The organism is Amycolatopsis kentuckyensis (assembly GCF_002155975.1).
Classification (GTDB): Bacteria; Actinomycetota; Actinomycetes; order Mycobacteriales; family Pseudonocardiaceae; genus Amycolatopsis; species Amycolatopsis kentuckyensis.
In genome coordinates, this window is record NZ_MUMI01000623.1 from 1 (window position 1) to 16,301 (window position 16,301).

16 protein-coding genes are annotated in these 16,301 nt (G+C 72.4%); 6 read left to right on the forward strand and 10 right to left on the reverse strand.

Annotation, left to right across the window (positions count from 1 at the left end):
* The 4 genes from CCN39_RS43930 to CCN39_RS43945 all read right to left on the reverse strand — a co-directional run.
* On the reverse strand, nt 1–1,458 hold a 1,458-nt coding region (locus CCN39_RS43930; protein WP_158104607.1), incomplete at its 3' end, for a molybdopterin cofactor-binding domain-containing protein.
* Nucleotides 1,455–2,795 (reverse strand): 8-oxoguanine deaminase, encoded by a 1,341-nt coding sequence (locus CCN39_RS43935; protein WP_086852654.1) that lies wholly within the window; start codon nt 2,793–2,795, stop codon nt 1,455–1,457. The genes CCN39_RS43935 and CCN39_RS43930, both read right to left, overlap by 4 nt.
* Nucleotides 2,792–3,259, reverse strand: a complete 468-nt coding sequence (locus CCN39_RS43940; protein ID WP_003102989.1) for a (2Fe-2S)-binding protein — start codon at nt 3,257–3,259, stop codon at nt 2,792–2,794. The genes CCN39_RS43935 and CCN39_RS43940 overlap by 4 nt, the downstream gene beginning before the upstream one ends.
* Nucleotides 3,250–4,113: an FAD binding domain-containing protein gene (locus tag CCN39_RS43945; protein WP_086852657.1), complete on the reverse strand. Its 864-nt coding sequence runs from the start codon at nt 4,111–4,113 to the stop codon at nt 3,250–3,252. The genes CCN39_RS43940 and CCN39_RS43945 overlap by 10 nt, the downstream gene beginning before the upstream one ends.
* Before the next feature lie 122 nt (nt 4,114–4,235).
* Here CCN39_RS43945 and CCN39_RS43950 point away from each other — a divergent pair, with 122 nt between their 5' ends.
* A complete protein-coding gene (locus tag CCN39_RS43950) occupies nt 4,236–5,555 on the forward strand; it encodes a PucR family transcriptional regulator (protein WP_086852659.1) in 1,320 nt (439 codons plus the stop codon).
* Between the two features lie 477 nt (nt 5,556–6,032).
* Nucleotides 6,033–6,521, forward strand: a complete 489-nt coding sequence (locus CCN39_RS43955) for a MarR family winged helix-turn-helix transcriptional regulator (protein ID WP_086852661.1) — start codon at nt 6,033–6,035, stop codon at nt 6,519–6,521.
* On the opposite strand, the gene CCN39_RS43960 is transcribed toward CCN39_RS43955, so the two are convergent.
* Nucleotides 6,518–6,844, reverse strand: coding sequence for a DoxX family protein (locus CCN39_RS43960; protein WP_086852663.1), 327 nt, complete (start codon nt 6,842–6,844; stop codon nt 6,518–6,520). The genes CCN39_RS43955 and CCN39_RS43960 overlap by 4 nt on opposite strands.
* 38 nt (nt 6,845–6,882) lie before the next feature.
* Nucleotides 6,883–8,163, reverse strand: a complete 1,281-nt coding sequence (gene dctA, locus CCN39_RS43965; protein WP_086852665.1) for a C4-dicarboxylate transporter DctA — start codon at nt 8,161–8,163, stop codon at nt 6,883–6,885.
* 92 nt (nt 8,164–8,255) lie between these two features.
* Between dctA and CCN39_RS43970 the strand changes: the two genes are divergently transcribed.
* Nucleotides 8,256–9,410 carry a DUF2786 domain-containing protein gene (locus CCN39_RS43970; protein ID WP_086852667.1) on the forward strand — a complete coding sequence of 385 codons (1,155 nt, stop codon included), beginning with the start codon at nt 8,256–8,258 and terminating at the stop codon, nt 9,408–9,410.
* A 3-nt stretch (nt 9,411–9,413) separates the two neighbouring features.
* On the opposite strand, the gene CCN39_RS43975 is transcribed toward CCN39_RS43970, so the two are convergent.
* Both CCN39_RS43975 and aceB read right to left on the reverse strand, forming a co-directional pair.
* Nucleotides 9,414–10,601 (reverse strand): DUF6986 family protein, encoded by a 1,188-nt coding sequence (locus CCN39_RS43975; protein WP_086852669.1) that lies wholly within the window; start codon nt 10,599–10,601, stop codon nt 9,414–9,416.
* Complete coding sequence (aceB, locus tag CCN39_RS43980; protein WP_086852671.1) at nt 10,601–12,178, reverse strand: malate synthase A; 1,578 nt, start codon at nt 12,176–12,178, stop codon at nt 10,601–10,603. The genes CCN39_RS43975 and aceB overlap by 1 nt, the downstream gene beginning before the upstream one ends.
* 112 nt (nt 12,179–12,290) lie before the next feature.
* Between aceB and CCN39_RS43985 the strand changes: the two genes are divergently transcribed.
* Together CCN39_RS43985 and CCN39_RS43990 are read left to right on the forward strand one after the other, a co-directional pair.
* The gene (locus CCN39_RS43985) at nt 12,291–13,067 is read left to right on the forward strand and encodes an IclR family transcriptional regulator (protein ID WP_086852672.1); all 777 of its coding nucleotides are present in this window, start codon (nt 12,291–12,293) and stop codon (nt 13,065–13,067) included.
* Between the two features lie 16 nt (nt 13,068–13,083).
* Nucleotides 13,084–13,461, forward strand: coding sequence for a hypothetical protein (locus CCN39_RS43990; RefSeq protein ID WP_244211290.1), 378 nt, complete (start codon nt 13,084–13,086; stop codon nt 13,459–13,461).
* A gap of 1 nt (nt 13,462) precedes the next feature.
* On the opposite strand, the gene CCN39_RS43995 is transcribed toward CCN39_RS43990, so the two are convergent.
* On the reverse strand, nt 13,463–13,963 hold the full coding sequence (locus CCN39_RS43995) for a GNAT family N-acetyltransferase (RefSeq protein ID WP_086852677.1): 501 nt from the start codon (nt 13,961–13,963) through the stop codon (nt 13,463–13,465).
* A gap of 136 nt (nt 13,964–14,099) precedes the next feature.
* On the opposite strand from CCN39_RS43995, the gene CCN39_RS44000 reads away from it, so the two are divergent.
* Nucleotides 14,100–14,570, forward strand: a complete 471-nt coding sequence (locus CCN39_RS44000; protein WP_086852679.1) for a hypothetical protein — start codon at nt 14,100–14,102, stop codon at nt 14,568–14,570.
* A gap of 614 nt (nt 14,571–15,184) precedes the next feature.
* Here CCN39_RS44000 and ftsY read toward each other — a convergent pair.
* Nucleotides 15,185–16,301, reverse strand: a 1,117-nt coding sequence (ftsY, locus tag CCN39_RS44010; RefSeq protein ID WP_244211291.1) for a signal recognition particle-docking protein FtsY, incomplete at its 5' end; no start/stop codon positions are given.

Consider the following 16,301-nt stretch of genomic DNA (forward strand, 5'->3'; position numbering starts at 1 on the left):
CGCGGCCGGTTCGCCGCCGACCAGCTGCAGGCGCACGCGAGCCGTCGAGTAGTCGTCGAAGCCTTCGGAGAAGCAGACGTTCTTGATCCCGACGGCGTACCCGACGCCGCGGACGACGCCTTCGCCGTGCGTGGTGTTGGACACCCCGCCCGGCATGTGCCGCAGGTCGAACGGCCGCTCCGGCGGCATCGGCATGTCCCGCACGCGGTTCAGCAGCTCCGCGACCGGCGCTTCCGCGTCGACGACCTGGCCGGTCGGCATCAGGTCGCCCTCGCGCATCGCGTTGCGGACGCGGACCTCGACCGGGTCGAGGCCACACGCGTCGGCCAGCTTGTCCATCTGGGACTCGTAGCCGAACGCCGCCTGCACCGCGCCGAAGCCGCGCATCGCGCCGCACGGCGGGTTGTTCGTGTACGTGCCCCAGCAGTCCGCCGACACACTGTCCACTTTGTACGGTCCGACGCCGAGCGTGGCGGCGTTCGCGACCACCGCGCCCGTCGAGGACGCGTACGCGCCGCCGTCGAGGTAGAGCCGCGCCTTCACGTACACGAGCCGGCCGTCGCGGGTGGCGCCGTGCTCGTAGTACATCTTCGCCGGGTGGCGGTGGACGTGCCCGTAGAAGGACTCTTCGCGGTTGTAGACCATCTTCACCGGCTTGCCGGTGTGCAGCGCCAGCAGGCACGCGTGCACCTGCATCGAGAGGTCTTCCCGGCCGCCGAACGCGCCGCCGACACCACCGAGGGTCAGCCGCACCTTCTCGACCGGCAGGCCCAGCGCGGCGACGATCTGCTGCTGGTCGACGTGCAGCCACTGGGTCGCGACGTACAGGTCGACGCCACCTTCGGTGTCCGGCACGGCGAGCCCGGACTCCGGGCCGAGGAAGGCCTGGTCCTGCATGCCGACCTCGTAGACACCGGAGACGACCACGTCGGCGCCGGGCTCCTGCGGACCGCGGCGGATCTTCACGTGCCGGACGACGTTGCCGCCTTCGTGCAGCGAAGGTCCTTCGCCCGCGACGGCGGCTTCGGAGTCCGTCACCGGCTCGAGCTCTTCGTAGGCGACCTTGATCCGCTTCATCGCGCGGCGCGCGGTCTCCGGGTGGTCGGCGGCGACCAGCGCGACCGGTTCGCCCTGGTAGCGGACGACCTCCGAAGCGAGCACGGGCTGGTCGGCGTGTTCGAGGCCGTAGCGGTTCACGCCCGGGACGTCCTCGTGCGTGAGGACCGCGTGGACGCCGGGCACGGCCAGGGCTTCCGCGATGTCGATGCCGGTGATCCGGGCGTACGGGTGCGGGCTGCGCAGCGTCACGCCCCACACCATGTCCTCGTGCCAGAGGTCCGAGGAGTAGGCGAACTCGCCGCGGACCTTCACCGTGCCGTCGGGGCGCCGCGGCGAAGTGCCGACGCCGTTCGCGGTCGTGGTCGCGGTCGTCGTCGTGACGGAGGTGGTGCTGGTCATCTGCCCTCCCGCAACCGGGCGCTCGCGGTGGCCAGCTCGCGGGCGATGGTGGACTCGTCGGCTTCGCGCAGGGTGCCGTCCTCGACGACGGCCTTGCCGCCGACGAACAGGCGGCGCAGCGGCGGCGTGGTGCCGAGGACGAGCGCCGCGACCGGATCGGTGATGCCCGCGTAGTTGAGCCCGGTCAGGTCCCAGACGGCCAGGTCGGCGAGCTTCCCGGGTTCCAGGGAGCCCAGGTCGTCCGCGCGGCCGAGGCAGCGGGCGCCGCCCATCGTGCCCATCCACAGGGCTTCGCGCGTGGTCAGGCCGCGGGGCCCGCCGCGCTGGCGGGCCTGCAGCAGCGCCTGGTGGAGCTCTTCGCCGAGGCCGCCGGACTCGTTGGACGCGGCGCCGTCGGCACCCAGGCCGACCGGGACCCCGGCGTCGAGCAGGTCGCGGACCGGCGCGATGCCGGCGCCGATCCGGCCGTTGGACGTCGGGCAGTGCGCCGAGCCGGTGCCGGTCGCGCCGAAGCGGCGGATCGCGTCGGGCGCGAGGTGGATGGTGTGGGCCAGCCAGACGTCGTCGGCGAGCCAGCCGAGCTTGTCGGCGTACTCGGCGGGCGTGCAGCCGGCCTCGGCGAGACACTGCTGCTCCTCGTCGACAGTCTCGGCGAGGTGGGTGTGCAGGCGGACGCCCTTGCGCCGCGCCAGCTCCGCCGCGCCGGACATCAGCCGCTCGGTGACCGAGAACGGCGAGCACGGGCCCGCGGCGATCTGGAGGTGGGCGCCCGCGGAGTCGTCGTGGAAGCGGTCGATCGCCGCTTCGGTGCCGGTCAGCGCGTCCTCGGTCGACTCGACCAGGTTGTCCGGCGGCAGGCCGCCGTCGGACTCGCCGCGGTCCATCGACCCGCGCACGACGTGCAGCCGGACGCCGACGCGCTGGCGGGCCGCGGCCAGCGCCGCGACCTGGTCGCCGCCGTCGCGCGGGAAGACGTAGTGGTGGTCGGCGACGGTGGTGCAGCCGGTCAGCGCCAGCCGCGCCATCCCGGCGGTGCCCGCGGCGTGCGTGATCTCGTCGTCGAGGCGGCTCCAGACCGGGTAGAGCGCGACCAGCCACTCGAAGAGCGTGTGATCGGCGGCCAGCCCGCGGGTCGCCCACTGGTAGAGGTGGTGGTGGGTGTTGATCAGGCCGGGCGTGACCAGGCAGCCTCCGGCATCGACGCGTTCGTCGAACTCGCCGGTGTAGACGCCTTCGCCGACCGCGGCGATCCGGTCGTTCTCGACGACGACGTGCCCGCTCGCGTACTCCTCGCCGGTGACCGTGGCGATGGCCGCGTTCGCGATGAGCGTCCTCACGCGACACCACCTTTCGCGGCCGCGCGCACCGCGTCGAGGATCTTCTCGTACCCGGTGCAGCGGCAGAGGTTGCCGGCCAGTGCTTCGCGGATCTCCTCGTCACTCGGGTCGGGGACGCGGTTCAGCAGGTCGTGCGCGGCGACGACCAGGCCCGGTGTGCAGAACCCGCACTGCACCGCACCCGCGTCCACAAAGGACTGCTGGACCGGGTCGAGGGTGTCGCCGTCGGCCAGCCCCTCGACCGTGCGGACCACGCGGCCCTCGGCCTGCCCGGCCGCGACCAGGCAGGCGCACACCGGGAGGTCGTCGAGGTAGACCGTGCAGGAGCCGCACTCGCCCTGCTCGCAGGCGTTCTTCGAGCCCGGCAGGCCGAGCCGCTCGCGCAGCACGTACAGCAGGCTTTCGCCTTCCCAGACGTCGTCCGCCTGCCGCGGCTCGCCGTTGATCGTGACATTCAGGCGCATGCGCGCTCTCCCGTCCGGAATTCGTCCCAAGCCCAGGTCAACGTACGCCGCGCGAGTACCCCCAGCGCGTGTTTCCGATACGCGGCGCTGCCCCGGACGTCGTCGATCGGCGACGCGGCTTGCCCGACCAGGTCGCCGAAGCGGCGTTTCAGGGAGTCCGGCAGCGGCTCGGGGGACGTCCACGGCAGCTCGGCGGCCAGGAAGTCCTCGGCCTCCCGGGCGCGGCGCGGGGTCGGCGCGGCGGAGCCGATCGCGGCGCCGACCTCGCCGTGCCGGAGCGAGATCGCGAACGAGCAGACCGCGATGACCATGGCGTTGCGCGTGCCGACCTTGGCGAACTGCTGCGGCCCGGCGCGTTCGGGCAGGTGGACGGCGGTGATCAGCTCGTCTTCGGCCAGCGCGTGGCGTTTCACGCCGACGTAGAACTCCTCCGCCCGGAGGAGGCGGGTCCCCCGCACGGAGGCCACCTCGACCCGCGCGTCCAGGGCGAGCAGCACCGGGTGGGTGTCCCCGGCGGGCGAGGCGGCGCCGAGGTTGCCGCCGACCGTGCCGCGGTTGCGGATCTGCGGGGACCCGACCGTCCGGGAGGCCATGGCCAGCGCCGGGACGGATTCACCCAGTTCAGCGATGACCCGGGAGTACGGGACACCGGCGCCGAGCCGAACCGTGCCGTCCGATGTGGACCACTCCGCCAGCTCTCCGACCGTGGTCAGGTCCAGCAGGGCCGCCGGGCGCCGGTGGTCGAAGTTGAGCTCGACCATGACGTCGGTGCCGCCGGCGATCGGCACGGCGTCCGGCCGCCCGGCCTTGAGCGCGAGAGCCTCGGCGAGCGTCGTGGGACGCAGGAACTCCACTGGTTGCTCCTTCGTGAGGACGATAGACCAGTAGACGACGGATCACGGCCGGGCGGCAACGGCACCGAGCATGAAACGCACCGGAGCGGGCGCGGGGGCGGTTGTGCTTTCCTACAAGCCTCATGACGACCGTGAAAACTCTGCTGGGGCTGCCCGGGCTGCGGCTGCGCCCGCGCGCCGGGACCGACCTGCTCGACCGGCCGGTGACGCGCATCTACGTCACGGAGCTGTCCGACCCCGGACGGTACCTGTCGGCCGGTGAGCTGGTGCTTTCCGGCCTCCTCTGGTGGCACGCGCCGGGTGACGCCGAGCCGTTCGTGGCCGCGCTGGCCCGCTCGGGGGCGGCGGCGCTGGCCGCGTCCGGCGCGGACTCGGGCGGCATCCCGGACGACGTCGTCGACGCCTGCGTCCGGCACCGCATCCCGCTGCTGGAAGTGCCGGCCGACCTGTCGTTTTCGGTGATCACCGAGCAGGTGGTGCTGGCTTTGGCGGCCGCGTCCGACAGCGCGCGCAAACGTTTGCAGGCGGCAGCGGAGGCGCCGGTCGAGACGCTGGTGGAGCGCGCTTCGGCGGAACTCGGGCTGCCGTGCTGGGTGCTGTCGGGCCTGGGCCGGCTGGTGGCGGGGACGGCCCCGCTGCCGATGCCGGCGGAGGACGTCGTCCGCCGGTACGCGGCCCGCGAGCCGGGACCGCTGACGGTGCTCCCGGTCGAGGGACGGCACGCGGTGCCGTGGCTGATCGCGGTCGGCGGGCCGGTCAGCACCGCGCAGGCCGAGCTGGCCGAGGAGGTGGCGGGGCTGGTCGGGGTCACGCGGGCTCGCGTCTCCCGGCCTCGGGTGTCGTTGCCCGAAGACGCGTGCGTCGTCGCATTGCGGACCGAAGGAAGTGACGAGAGCCGCGACGTCCTGGGCGAGCTGCTGCCGGACGCGGCGCTGCTCGATTCACCGGGGAACACGTCGTATGCGGCGGTGGCGACGCCCTCGCTGGCCGGGTTGTCCATTGTGGAGCCGCTGCTGCGGGCTTCGCGGATCCTGTGCGGGGTCAGCGATCCGGGCCCGCGGGACGAGGCCGTGGAGAGTGCGCGGTACGCCGTGGCGGTGGCGGCGCGCCGACCGGGCCGGGTGTCGGTGGTCCGGGCCGGCGAGGTGGACGCGCACGAGCTGTTGCTGGCCGGCGCACCGGCCGGGCTGCGCGCGGCCCTGCGCCGCCGGGTGCTCGGGCCGTTGCTGGCGTACGACGCGGAGCAGCACACGGACCTGGTGCACACGGTCCGGGTGTTCCTGGAGTGCTCGGGCTCCCCGACCCGGGCGGCGAAGGCGTTGCACGTCCACGTGAACACCCTGCGCTACCGGATCGGGCGCGCGGGCGAGCTGCTGGGCGCGGACCTGACGGAGTTCACCGACCAGCTCGACGTGTACCTCGCCCTGCGCGCCGGCGATTGAGTCCACATCCCCTGGACGGCCGCCGCCCCGCCTTGAGCGGCGCGCCATCGGCGGCGGGACGGCCCGCGACGCCACCAGGTCCGGCCTCCGAGACGGGCGAGCGTCCGGCTGCCGCCGCTTCGCGTTGCGCGGCGGGCAAGCAGCGCACCGTCGGCGGCGGACCGCCGCACCGGCAACCGAGACGGACAAGCGCCCGGCTGCCCCCGGCGCCCCACCTGGCCGCCGCTTCGCGCTGGGCGGCGGGCAAGCAGGGCACCGTCGGCGGCGGACCGCCGCACCGGCAACCGGATGAACAAGCCCCGACCGGCCGCTGCTCCGCGTTGAGCGGCGGTTAAGCGGCCCGCCACCGGCAGCCGAGCGGCTCGCCAGACCGGCAGCTCCGCCGCCCGCGGCGGGCGGACACCCGCTGCTCCGGCGCCATCGACCGGCGGCCGCATCTCCCGTTGCGTGGTGGGGGGCAGAGGGGAGGATGAGCGGGTGGACCCCGCAATCACTTCGGCCCGGCAGGCGGCGGATGACGCTCGCGTGCTGGCTTTCGGGCAGCTGCAAGGCGCGGCGCACCGGCTCGGGTACCTGCTCGGGCGGGCGCTGGAGCGGGAATGCGGGATCACGCACCTGATGTACGAAGTCCTGCTGCTCGTGGGCCGCACCGGTGAAGACGGGCTGACCATGCGCTCCATCGCCCAGGAACAGGTGCTCACCACCGGCGGCGCGACCCGGCTGGTCGACCGGATGGAAGCGCTCGGGCTGGTGACCCGGACGGCGTCCCCGAGCGACAAGCGGGTCCAGCTCGTCCGGCTGACCGCGTTCGGCGAGGAGACGACCGTGCGGGCCAGCCGCCTGCACGTGGAGAACGTCGAGCAGTTCCTCTTCCGGCCCCTGCCCGAGGACCACCGGGACCGCTTCGCCGACGACCTGCGGGCGTTGAGCCACTTCGCCCGCGACGCCCTCCCGCGGCTGCGTTAGAGCACCGTCGCCACCGCGAGGCCGAGGAAGAGCGCCGGGGCCGCTCCGGTGGCGAACCGGCGGGTGCGGACGTGGGCGGCGATCGCCCCGAGGTAGAACAGGATCAGGCCGGTCGCCGCGGCCGGGCCGACGAGCGGGACTCCGAGCAGGCCGAGGAGCAGCCCCGCCGCACCGGCGAGCTTCAGCGCTCCCAGTGCCGGCAGCCGGCCCGGCGGGACGTTCACGGCGGCCGACGTCGCGAGGACGAACCGGGCCTTCCTCAGGTCCGCGAGACCGACGCCCGTGTTGAGCGCGATCGTGACGAGAGCGGCAGCGGTGTTCATGCCTTCCCCGACGGCCCCGCCGCCCGGAAGGTGACCGGTCAGGCCGCCACCGGGGTCACGCCCTCCAGCTTCTCCCGCAGCTTGGCCCGGTCCAGCTGGCCTTCCGACTTCGCCACCACGAACGTCGCCACGCAGTTGCCCAGCAGGTTGACGAACACGCGCATCGAGTCCATCAGGCGGTCCGCGCCCAGCAGCAGGGCCACGCCCGCCACCGGGAACGCGCCGATCGCCGCCGCCGTGGCCGACAGGGCCAGGAAGCTCGAGCCCGGGACGCCCGCCATGCCCTTCGACGTCAGCATCAGGATCAGCACCGCCAGCAGCTGCTGGCCGAGCGTCATCTCCACCCCGAACGCCTGCGCCAGGAACACCGTGCAGATCGACAGGTAGATGGTCGCGCCGTCGAGGTTGAACGAATACCCGGTCGGGACGACCAGGCCCGTCGCCGCGCGGGAGCAGCCCGCGTCGGTGAGCTTGACCATGATCCGCGGCATCACCGACTCCGTCGACGCGGTACCCAGGGCGAGGAGGAACTCCTCACGCGCGTAGCGGAGGAACTTCCAGACCGAAACCCCGGCGTAGAACCGGGAAATCGCGGCGAGGACGAGCGTGAAGAGCACGGCCGCGCCGTAGCAGGCGGCGATCAGCTTCGCGTAGGTGCCCAATGTGGACAGACCGTACTGCCCGATGATGAACGCCATCGCGCCGAACGCGCCGAGCGGCGCGACCCGCATGATCCAGCCCATCACCTTGAAGATGACCTGCTGCACCTGGTCGACGAAGTCCAGCACCAGGGGCGCCCGCTCCCGCCCGATCGCGGCCAGCGCCACGCCGAAGAACACCGCGAACACCAGCACCTGCAGCAGCTGGTTCTGCGCGAACGCGTTCACCACGCTGTCGGGGATGGTGTGCAGCAGGAAGTCCCCGACCGACGGCAGCTGCCCGCCCTTGGTCTGGGCGGTGACGGCGTGCGGGTCCAGCGTCGCCGGGTTGATGTCGAGCCCGGCGCCGGGCCGGAAGACGTTCGCCACCACCAGGCCGAACAGCAACGCGAACGTCGTGACGACCTCGAAGTAGACGATGGCCTTGAGTCCGATTCGTCCGACCGCTTTGATGTCGCCGACGGCCGCGATCCCGGTCACCACGACGCAGAAGATCAGCGGCGCGATGATCATCTTGATCAGCCGGATGAATCCGTCACCGACCGGCTTGAGCTGGGCACCGAGCACCGGCCAGAAGTGCCCCACCAGCACGCCCGCGACCACCGCCACGAGCAGCTGCACGAACACCGACGTCCACCAGCGCTTCTTGTTCTCCGCCATGGCCGGACCCTAAGCATCGGATGTTCCAGCGGTGTTAACGCTCGCAGTGACGTACCCGACGCCCGGAAAGGTCACTGCGGCAGACTGGGCCGGTGGGCAAGCGGAAGCAGGTCCGCGTCGGCCCGCCGCCGACGACGGTCGAAGAATTCGGCGACGCGCTGCTCGCCGCCGCACCGGGCGACGCCGACCGGCTGGCACCGGGTTTCACGCTGCCTGCCGAGCTCGCCGAAGCCGCGGACCGGACCGGGCAGCAGCTGATCGGCCGGGCCTGCCGGGGCGGCTGGCTGCCCGAAGACCTCCACCAGGCCGCCCGGCGCCGCCTCGACGAGTTCGCCGGCTCCTACCTGCTCGACACGCTCGCCGCCCACGCCGGGCAGTTCGCGGCCGTGCACCCGGACTGGCAGGCCCAGCTCGACGCGGCCGGCGCCGTCCGCTGGTGGACGGACACCGAACCGCACCTGCCGCAGTGGGCGGCGAAGCACATCCTGACGCCGTCCGAAGCCGTCGCGGCGGTCATCGAGGCCGTGGGCCTGCTGCGCACCCTGCCGAGGCTGACCGTCGTCCTGCCCGCGCCGGGAACCCCGCTGGAGCGCCCGGTGCGGCACCACGTCGACGAAAAGAAGCTGGGCCGGGTCCGCGCGCTGCTGGCCAAGGCCGAGTCGAGTTCGTTCCCGGAGGAGGCCGAGGCGCTTTCGGCGAAGGCTCAGGAGCTGATGACCCGCCACGCCCTCGACCGGGTGCTGGTCGAGGCCGCCGAGGCCACCCCCGAGCGCCCCGCGGCCCGCCGGATCTGGCTCGACACGCCGTACACCGACGCCAAGTCGCTGCTGGTCGACGTGGTCGCGAAGGCCAACCGCTGCCGCGCGGTCTTCGACCCGCGCTGGGAGTTCGTCACCGTCGTCGGCGACGAGGACGACCTGGACTCGGTCGCGTTGCTGACGACGTCGCTGCTCGTCCAGGCGACCCGGGCGATGATCGCCGACCCGGCCGGCCGGTCGCGGCCGTTCCGGAAGTCGTTCCTCGTCTCCTACGCCACCCGGATCGGCGAGCGGCTCGAACGGGCGGCGGAGGCGACGATCGCCCAGGCGCCGGACCTGCTGCCGGTGCTGGCTTCGCACGAGAAGACCGTGGCCGCGGCCTTCACCACGCTCTTCCCCGAAGTGGTGAGCAAATCGGTGACCGTGCGCAGCCACGAAGGCTGGGGCGCGGGCCGGGCCGCCGCCGACCGCGCCCGCCTCGGCGAGTGACCCTCACCCTTCGCGCCGGGCGTACTTCTCCAGCTCGGGGCGGCCGAAGGCCGGCTCGCCTTCGTCCAACGCCCCGCAGTCGAGGCCGCGCAGCAGGTACACCGCCAGCGCCTGCGCGGTCGCCGGCTCGTCCAGCACGCCCCCGGCCTGCTTGTCCGCGTACGCGCGCAGCCGTTCCACCGCCGCGGGGAAACCCGAGCGGTAGAACGCGTACGTCGCCGCGAAGCGGGTCGGCAGCTGGTGGGGGTGCAGGTCCCAGCCCTGGTAGAAGCCGCGTTCCAACGACCTGCGGACCAGGCGGAGGTGTTCGGCCCACGCCGCGGGCAGCGCGTCGCCGATCGGGAGCTTGTTCGTCGAACCGTCCGAGAGGCGGACGCCGGTGCCCGCCGCCGCGACCTGCATCAGGCCCTTGGCCAGGTCGGCCGCCGGGTGTTCCATGCTCTGGTACGCCGCCGCGATGCCGAGGCCCGCGCTGTAGTCGTACGTGCCGTAGTGCAGTCCCGTGCACCGACCCTCGGCCGCCTGGACGATCCGCGCCACCGACAGCGTCCCGTCGAGGTCCACAATGGACTGCGAGGTCTCGATCTGGACCTCGAAGCGCAGCGTGTCCTCGGCCAAGCCGTACGCGGATTCCAAGCGGGAAAGGACGTCCGCGGCCACCGAAACCTGTTCGACCGCCGTCACCTTCGGCAGCGTGACGACGAACCCGGGCGGCAGCGGCCCGTTGTCCAGCAGCGAACCCAGGAACAGGTCGAGGGTGCGGATGCCACGCCGGCGCGTCGCCGCTTCGAAGCTCTTGAAGCGGATCCCGCAGAACGGTGTCCCGCCGGTCGTCGCCAGGGTCTGGCCGGCCGCGCGGGCGGCGGCGTCCTCGACGTCGTCCGGCACGCGGCCGTAGCCGTCCTCGAAGTCGATCCGCAGGTCCTCGATCGGCTCGGTGAGCAGCTTGGCGCGGACGCGCTCATACACGTCCGCGCCGGCACCGAGGAGGTCGCCGTGCTCGATGAAGACCCGCATCGCCTGCTTGCCCCAGTCGGCGACCAGGCGCGTCTTGTACTGCGACGCCGGGACGTAGACCGTGTGCACGGGCTGGCGTCCCGGCCGCTCCCCCGGGTACGACGCCGCGACGCGCGCGTCGGCCGCAGCCAGGCGCGCGTCGGCGGCGGCGTAGACGTCTTCGGGAAGACGCACTACTTGATCCGCTCGTACGCGGGCAGCGTCAGGAAGTCCGGGAACTCCTCGGCCAGCGCGACCTGCTCGAACAGCTCCACCGCGGGCTCCAGCAGCTCCGGCTTGAGCTCGCCGGCCAGCTCGCCGCGGACGTCGGCCAGCACGCCGCGCACCAGCTCCGCCGTGACGACGTCGCCACTGTCCAAAGTGGTCCCGTTCTTGACCCACTGCCAGATCTGCGAGCGCGAGATCTCGGCGGTGGCGGCGTCTTCCATCAGGTTGTGGATGGCCGCCGCGCCGTTGCCGCCCAGCCAGGAGGCGATGTAGCGGACACCGACGTCGACCGCGGCCCGCAGGCCGGCCGCCGTCGCGCTGCCCGGCGTCGAAGCGACGTCCAGCAGCTGGTCGGCGGTGACGCTGACCTCGTCGCGGGTCCGGCCGAGCTGGTTCGGCTCGTCACCGAGGACCTTGTCGAACTCCTCCTTGCAGAGCTCGACCATGCCCGGGTGCGCGACCCAGGAGCCGTCGAAGCCGTCGCCGGCCTCGCGCGACTTGTCCGCGTGCACCTTCTCGAAGGCCCCCTTGTTGGTCTCGGGGTCCTTGCTCGGGATGAACGCGGCCATGCCGCCGATCGCGAAGGCGCCGCGCTTGTGGCAGGTGCGCACCAGCAGTTCGGTGTAGGCGCGCATGAACGGCGCGGTCATGGTGACGGAGTTGCGGTCCGGCAGCACGAACTTCTCGCCCGCGTCGCGGAAGTACTTGATGACGCTGAACAGGTAGTCCCAGCGGCCGGCGTTGAGGCCCGAGGCGTGCTCGCGCAGTTCGTAGAGGATCTCTTCCATCTCGAACGCGGCCGGGATGGTCTCGATCAGCACGGTGGCGCGGACGGTGCCGTGCTCGATGCCGAGCGCCTTCTCGGCGTGGGTGAAGACGTCGTTCCAGAGCCGCGCTTCGAGGTGGCTCTCCATCTTCGGCAGGTAGTAGTACGGGCCCTTGCCGCGCTTGAGCAGCTCGGCGGCGTTGTGGAAGAAGTGCAGGCCGAAGTCGACGAGCGCACCGACGCCCTCGCGGCCACCGAAGGTCAGGTGGGCTTCGGGCAGGTGCCAGCCGCGCGGGCGGACCACGATCGTGGCGTGCTCGACGTCGTCCTTGAGGGCGTAGCTCTTACCGCCGCTTTCCAGGGTGATCGTCTCGCGGATGGCGTCGTAGAGGTTGACCTGGCCGGAGACGACGTTCCGCCAGTGCGGCGTGTTGGCGTCCTCGAGGTCGGCCAGCCACACCTTCGCGCCGGAGTTGAGCGCGTTGATGGTCATCTTGCGGTCGGTCGGCCCGGTGATCTCGACGCGGCGGTCCCGCAGCGCGGCCGGCGCGCCGGCGACCTGCCAGTCGCCTTCGCGGATCTCCTTGGTCTCCGGCAGGAAGTCGAGCCGGCCGGTGGTCCGGGCCTCTTCGCGGCGCTTGCTCCGAGCCTGGAGCAGCTCGTCGCGGCGGCCGGCGAAGGCGTCGTGGAGGCCGGCGAGGAAGGCGAGCGCCTCCGGCGTGAGGATCTCGTCGCCGCGCTCGACCGGGTCGCCCAGCACCTGGACTTCAGAAGACATGGGGAAACACCTCGAGGGTTCGGATCTTTGGATAACGGCCCTACGGTTTTCTACCAGCCGGACTATAGTTTCTGCATAGCGGAAGCTCAACGCCGACGTAAGGAGGGCCACCGTGCCGGCGGAGAAGAACGGTCGCGACGGCGGCGTCCAGTCCCTGCAGCGCGCCTTCGAGCTGCTGGAACACCTCGCGGACACCGGCGGTGAAGCCAGCCTGTCCGAGCTGGCGACGCTGTCCGGGCTGCCGATGCCGACGATCCACCGGCTGATCCGCACCCTGGTCGACCTCGGGTACGTCCGGCAGAACACCAACCGCCGCTACGCACTGGGCGCGCGCCTGATCCGGCTGGGCGAGAACGCGAGCATGCAGTTCGGCGCGTGGGCCCGGCCGTTGCTGGCGGAGCTGGTGGAGGAGGTCGGCGAGACGGCGAACCTGGCGGTCCTGGAGCGCGACGAGGTCGTGTACGTGGCCCAGGTGCCTTCGAAGCACTCGATGCGGATGTTCACCGAGGTCGGGCGGCGGTTGCTGCCGCACGGGACCGGGGTGGGCAAGGCGATGCTGGCGCACTTGCCCGCCGCGGAGGTGCGTTCGCTGCTGGACCGGACCGGCATGCCCGCGTACACCGAGCACACGTTCACCGACCCGGACGCCCTGGCGGTCGAGCTCTCGCGGATCGCTTCGCAGGGGTATGCGCTGGACGAGGCGGAGCAGGAGCTGGGGGTGCGGTGCGTCGCGGTGGCGGTGCCGGGCGCGCCGGTCCCGGCCGCGGTGTCGGTTTCGGGACCGTCCGGACGGCTGACCGCCGAGGCGGTGGCACACATCGCCCCGGCGGTACAACGGGTGGCGGACGCCCTGGGAGCGAGCCTTTCCCAGGCCCCACTATCAGTGTGACTGAGGGTGATATCTAGTGACTGAACGTGACCCCGCCGCGGAAGGCTCGGACCCCGCCGGTAAAGTCGGCGACATGGCAAGACTCGAAGACCTCGAAGCCCGCGTGACTGCCCTGGAGGAACAGACGCGTCAGTCCCGGCAGGACGCCGCCGCCGCCCGCATACTGGCCGGCGCGGCAGACCGGGACGTCTCCGACTTCAAGCAGACCCTGAACGGCCACACCCAGGTGCTGAACTCCCTGCGCGAAACGCAGATCGAACAGGGCCGAGACATCTCGGGGCTCAAGACCGAGGTCATCGACCTCACGACCGAGGTGCGCAGCGGCTTCACCAAGATCAACGTCAACCTGGAACAGATGAGCCGCTTGATTCAGCGGGTCATCGACAAGGACTGACTCAGCTCAGCTCCCCTTCCAGCAGATCCATCAACAGCCCATCACGCCAGGTGCCGGTCGGGGTGCGCTCGTACCGGCGCAGCACCCCGACCGGCCGGAACCCCACCTTCGTGTAAGCCCGGATCGCCGTCTCGTTCGACGCCGCCGGGTCGATCGTCAGCCGGTGGTGGCCCTGCTCGAACAGATGCCGGGCCAGTGCCCGGATCGCGTCCGGGCCGAGGCCGCGGCCGTGGAAGCCCGGGTGCACCGAAATGTCGATGCCCGCGTGGCGGTACTGCGGGTCCGGCTCCTCGCAGCTCTGGATCAAGCCGACGACTTCGCCGTCGAGTTCGATCACGTAGACGTGGTAGCCCTCTTCGACCTCGTACAGGCCTTCGGTCTCCTGCTCCGGCTCGCCCCACCAGCGGGCGACCTCCGGAGTGGCCAGGATTTCGTGCGCCCGGGCGCGATCCGCTGGGCCGATCGGGCGCAGGCGCACCCGATCGCCGTGAATGACGGTCATGATGAGTCCCTCTCTCGTAGCGAACGACGGTTTCGGAGCGTCTTCCACGAGGAGGGGCGCGCGTGCGTCAACCGGGCATGCCCGGATTCTGCGCCCGCGCGCCGCCGCCGTCATCCGAATATCGCGGGAGGACCGCATGGACCCGCACAACGGCGCGTTGGCCTGGCTCGCGCAGGGCGCCGCTTCGAACCTCCTGGACCGGCTCGTCGCCCGGGCCCTCGACGGGCCCACCGCACCACCCACCTGGCCGCGCCCGGGCAAGACCCCGGCGGGGACGGCCGAGATCGGCGTCCGGCACCACCTCGCCACGAAGGCCCGGATGCCGGTGATCCTCACGCTCCAGGAGGACGGCAGCCGGACGGGCACGGCGTTCCCGGTCGTCCTCGGCCACACGGCCCGCATCGCCCTCCCGGGCGGCCGCTACTTCGGGGCGGCGATGGTGGTCGACCCGGCCCGCCGGACCCTGCAGGGCATCGGCTGGTCCCATCTCACCATCGCGGCCCGCCGGACGTCACCGTGCCTGATCCCGGTCAACCGCCCGTCGGCGCCGGTGATCCTCCAGCTGGGGCTGCGGAAGACGGACGGGACGCCGCTGTTCCGGATCTAGGTGTCAACCGGGGGCGGAGGGAGACGAAGTGCCCGAACCGTTCACCATGTCGCTCATCTGGCTGGGGCAGACGGCCGGTGCTGCCATCGTCGGACGGCTCGCCGAACGCGGCGTGGACCGGCTGCTCGACGGACGGCGGCAGGTCGTCCCGCCGGCGGCCCCGCCGCGACGGCACCGGCTCGGCGACGTCACCAGCGACCTCGACATCACCGTGCGGGCCACGCCCGCCGGCCGGCGTCCGGTGCCGCGACCGACCGGCTCACCATCGCGACCGGGACACCGACGAAGCAGCTCCTGCGGCAGCTGGGACTGGGGGCACCGGACGGAACCAGCCCGTTCGAGCCGGCCCCGCCGCCGAACACCGCTCCCCGACAGCTCCGCAAGGTCCCGCCCGAGTCGGCACTGGGCAAGGCGATCGCCGCGAACGCGGGCCGGGCCGCACCCGACGGGCCGGCGGCGAGCGAAGAGCAGTGCCGGGCCGCGCTCTCCCGCTTCGGGCCGCGCTGCACCTCCCGCACCGTCGCGCTGGGCCGGAACGGGCTGTGCGTGGCCCACTCCATCGCCCTGACGCGCGACTCGGCCGTCTACGAATGGGCGACCCGGCAGCCGATCACCTAGCCCAGCAGGGCGTCCACGAACGCGCCCGGCTCGAACGGGGCCAGGTCGTCCGGACCTTCGCCCAGCCCGACCAGCTTCACCGGGACCCCCAGCTCCTTCTGGACCTGGAACACGATGCCGCCCTTGGCCGTGCCGTCCAGTTTGGTCAGCACGATGCCCGTCACGTCGATGACCTCGGCGAACACCCGCGCCTGCATGAGCCCGTTCTGGCCGGTCGTCGCGTCCAGGACCAGCAGCACCTCGTCGACCTTGGCCTGCTTCTCCACGACGCGCTTGACCTTGCCCAGCTCGTCCATCAGGCCCGTCTTCGTGTGCAGCCGGCCCGCCGTGTCGACCAGGACCGCGTCCACGCCCGTGTCCACGCCGCGCTTGACCGCGTCGAACGCCACCGCCGCCGGGTCCGCGCCCTCCTTGCCGCGGACGACTTCGGCGCCCACGCGCTCGGCCCAGGTCTGGAGCTGGTCGGCCGCCGCCGCGCGGAACGTGTCCGCGGCGCCCAGCAGCACCGTTCCGCCCTGGGCCACCAGGACGCGGGCGAGCTTGCCCGTGGTCGTCGTCTTGCCCGTGCCGTTGACGCCGGCCACCAGCACCACCGCGGGCTGCTTCTTGCCGTCGACGGTGTGCGGCAGCGCCCGCACCGCGCGGTGGCCGTCGGTGGACAGCTGGGCCGTCAGCACCTCGTGCAGCACCTCGCGCGCCTCGGCGGAGGAGCGCACCGCGCGCCGGGAGAGCTCGTCGCGCAGGCGCTCGACGATCTGGTTCGTCGTGGCCGCGCCGAGGTCGGCCATCAGCAGCGTGTCTTCGACGTCCTGCCAGGAGTCCTCGTCGAGGTCGCCGGCGCCGAGCAGGCCCAGCAGGCTCGTCCCGAACATCGAACGCGACTTCGTCAGGCGGCCGCGCAGCCGCTCCATGCGGCCCGCCGCCGGCTCGATCACCTCGGCGACCGGGGCCGGTTCGACGACCTCGGCGCGGCCACGACGAACCAGATCGTCGAGCGCCTGCGCGACGAGCTCTCCCGGCCCGCGGTGCGCTCCACCGCCGAGGCGCGCGAGGTGCTGCACGAGTGGCTGACGGCACAGCCGTCCACCGACGGCCACCGCCCGGTGCGGGCGC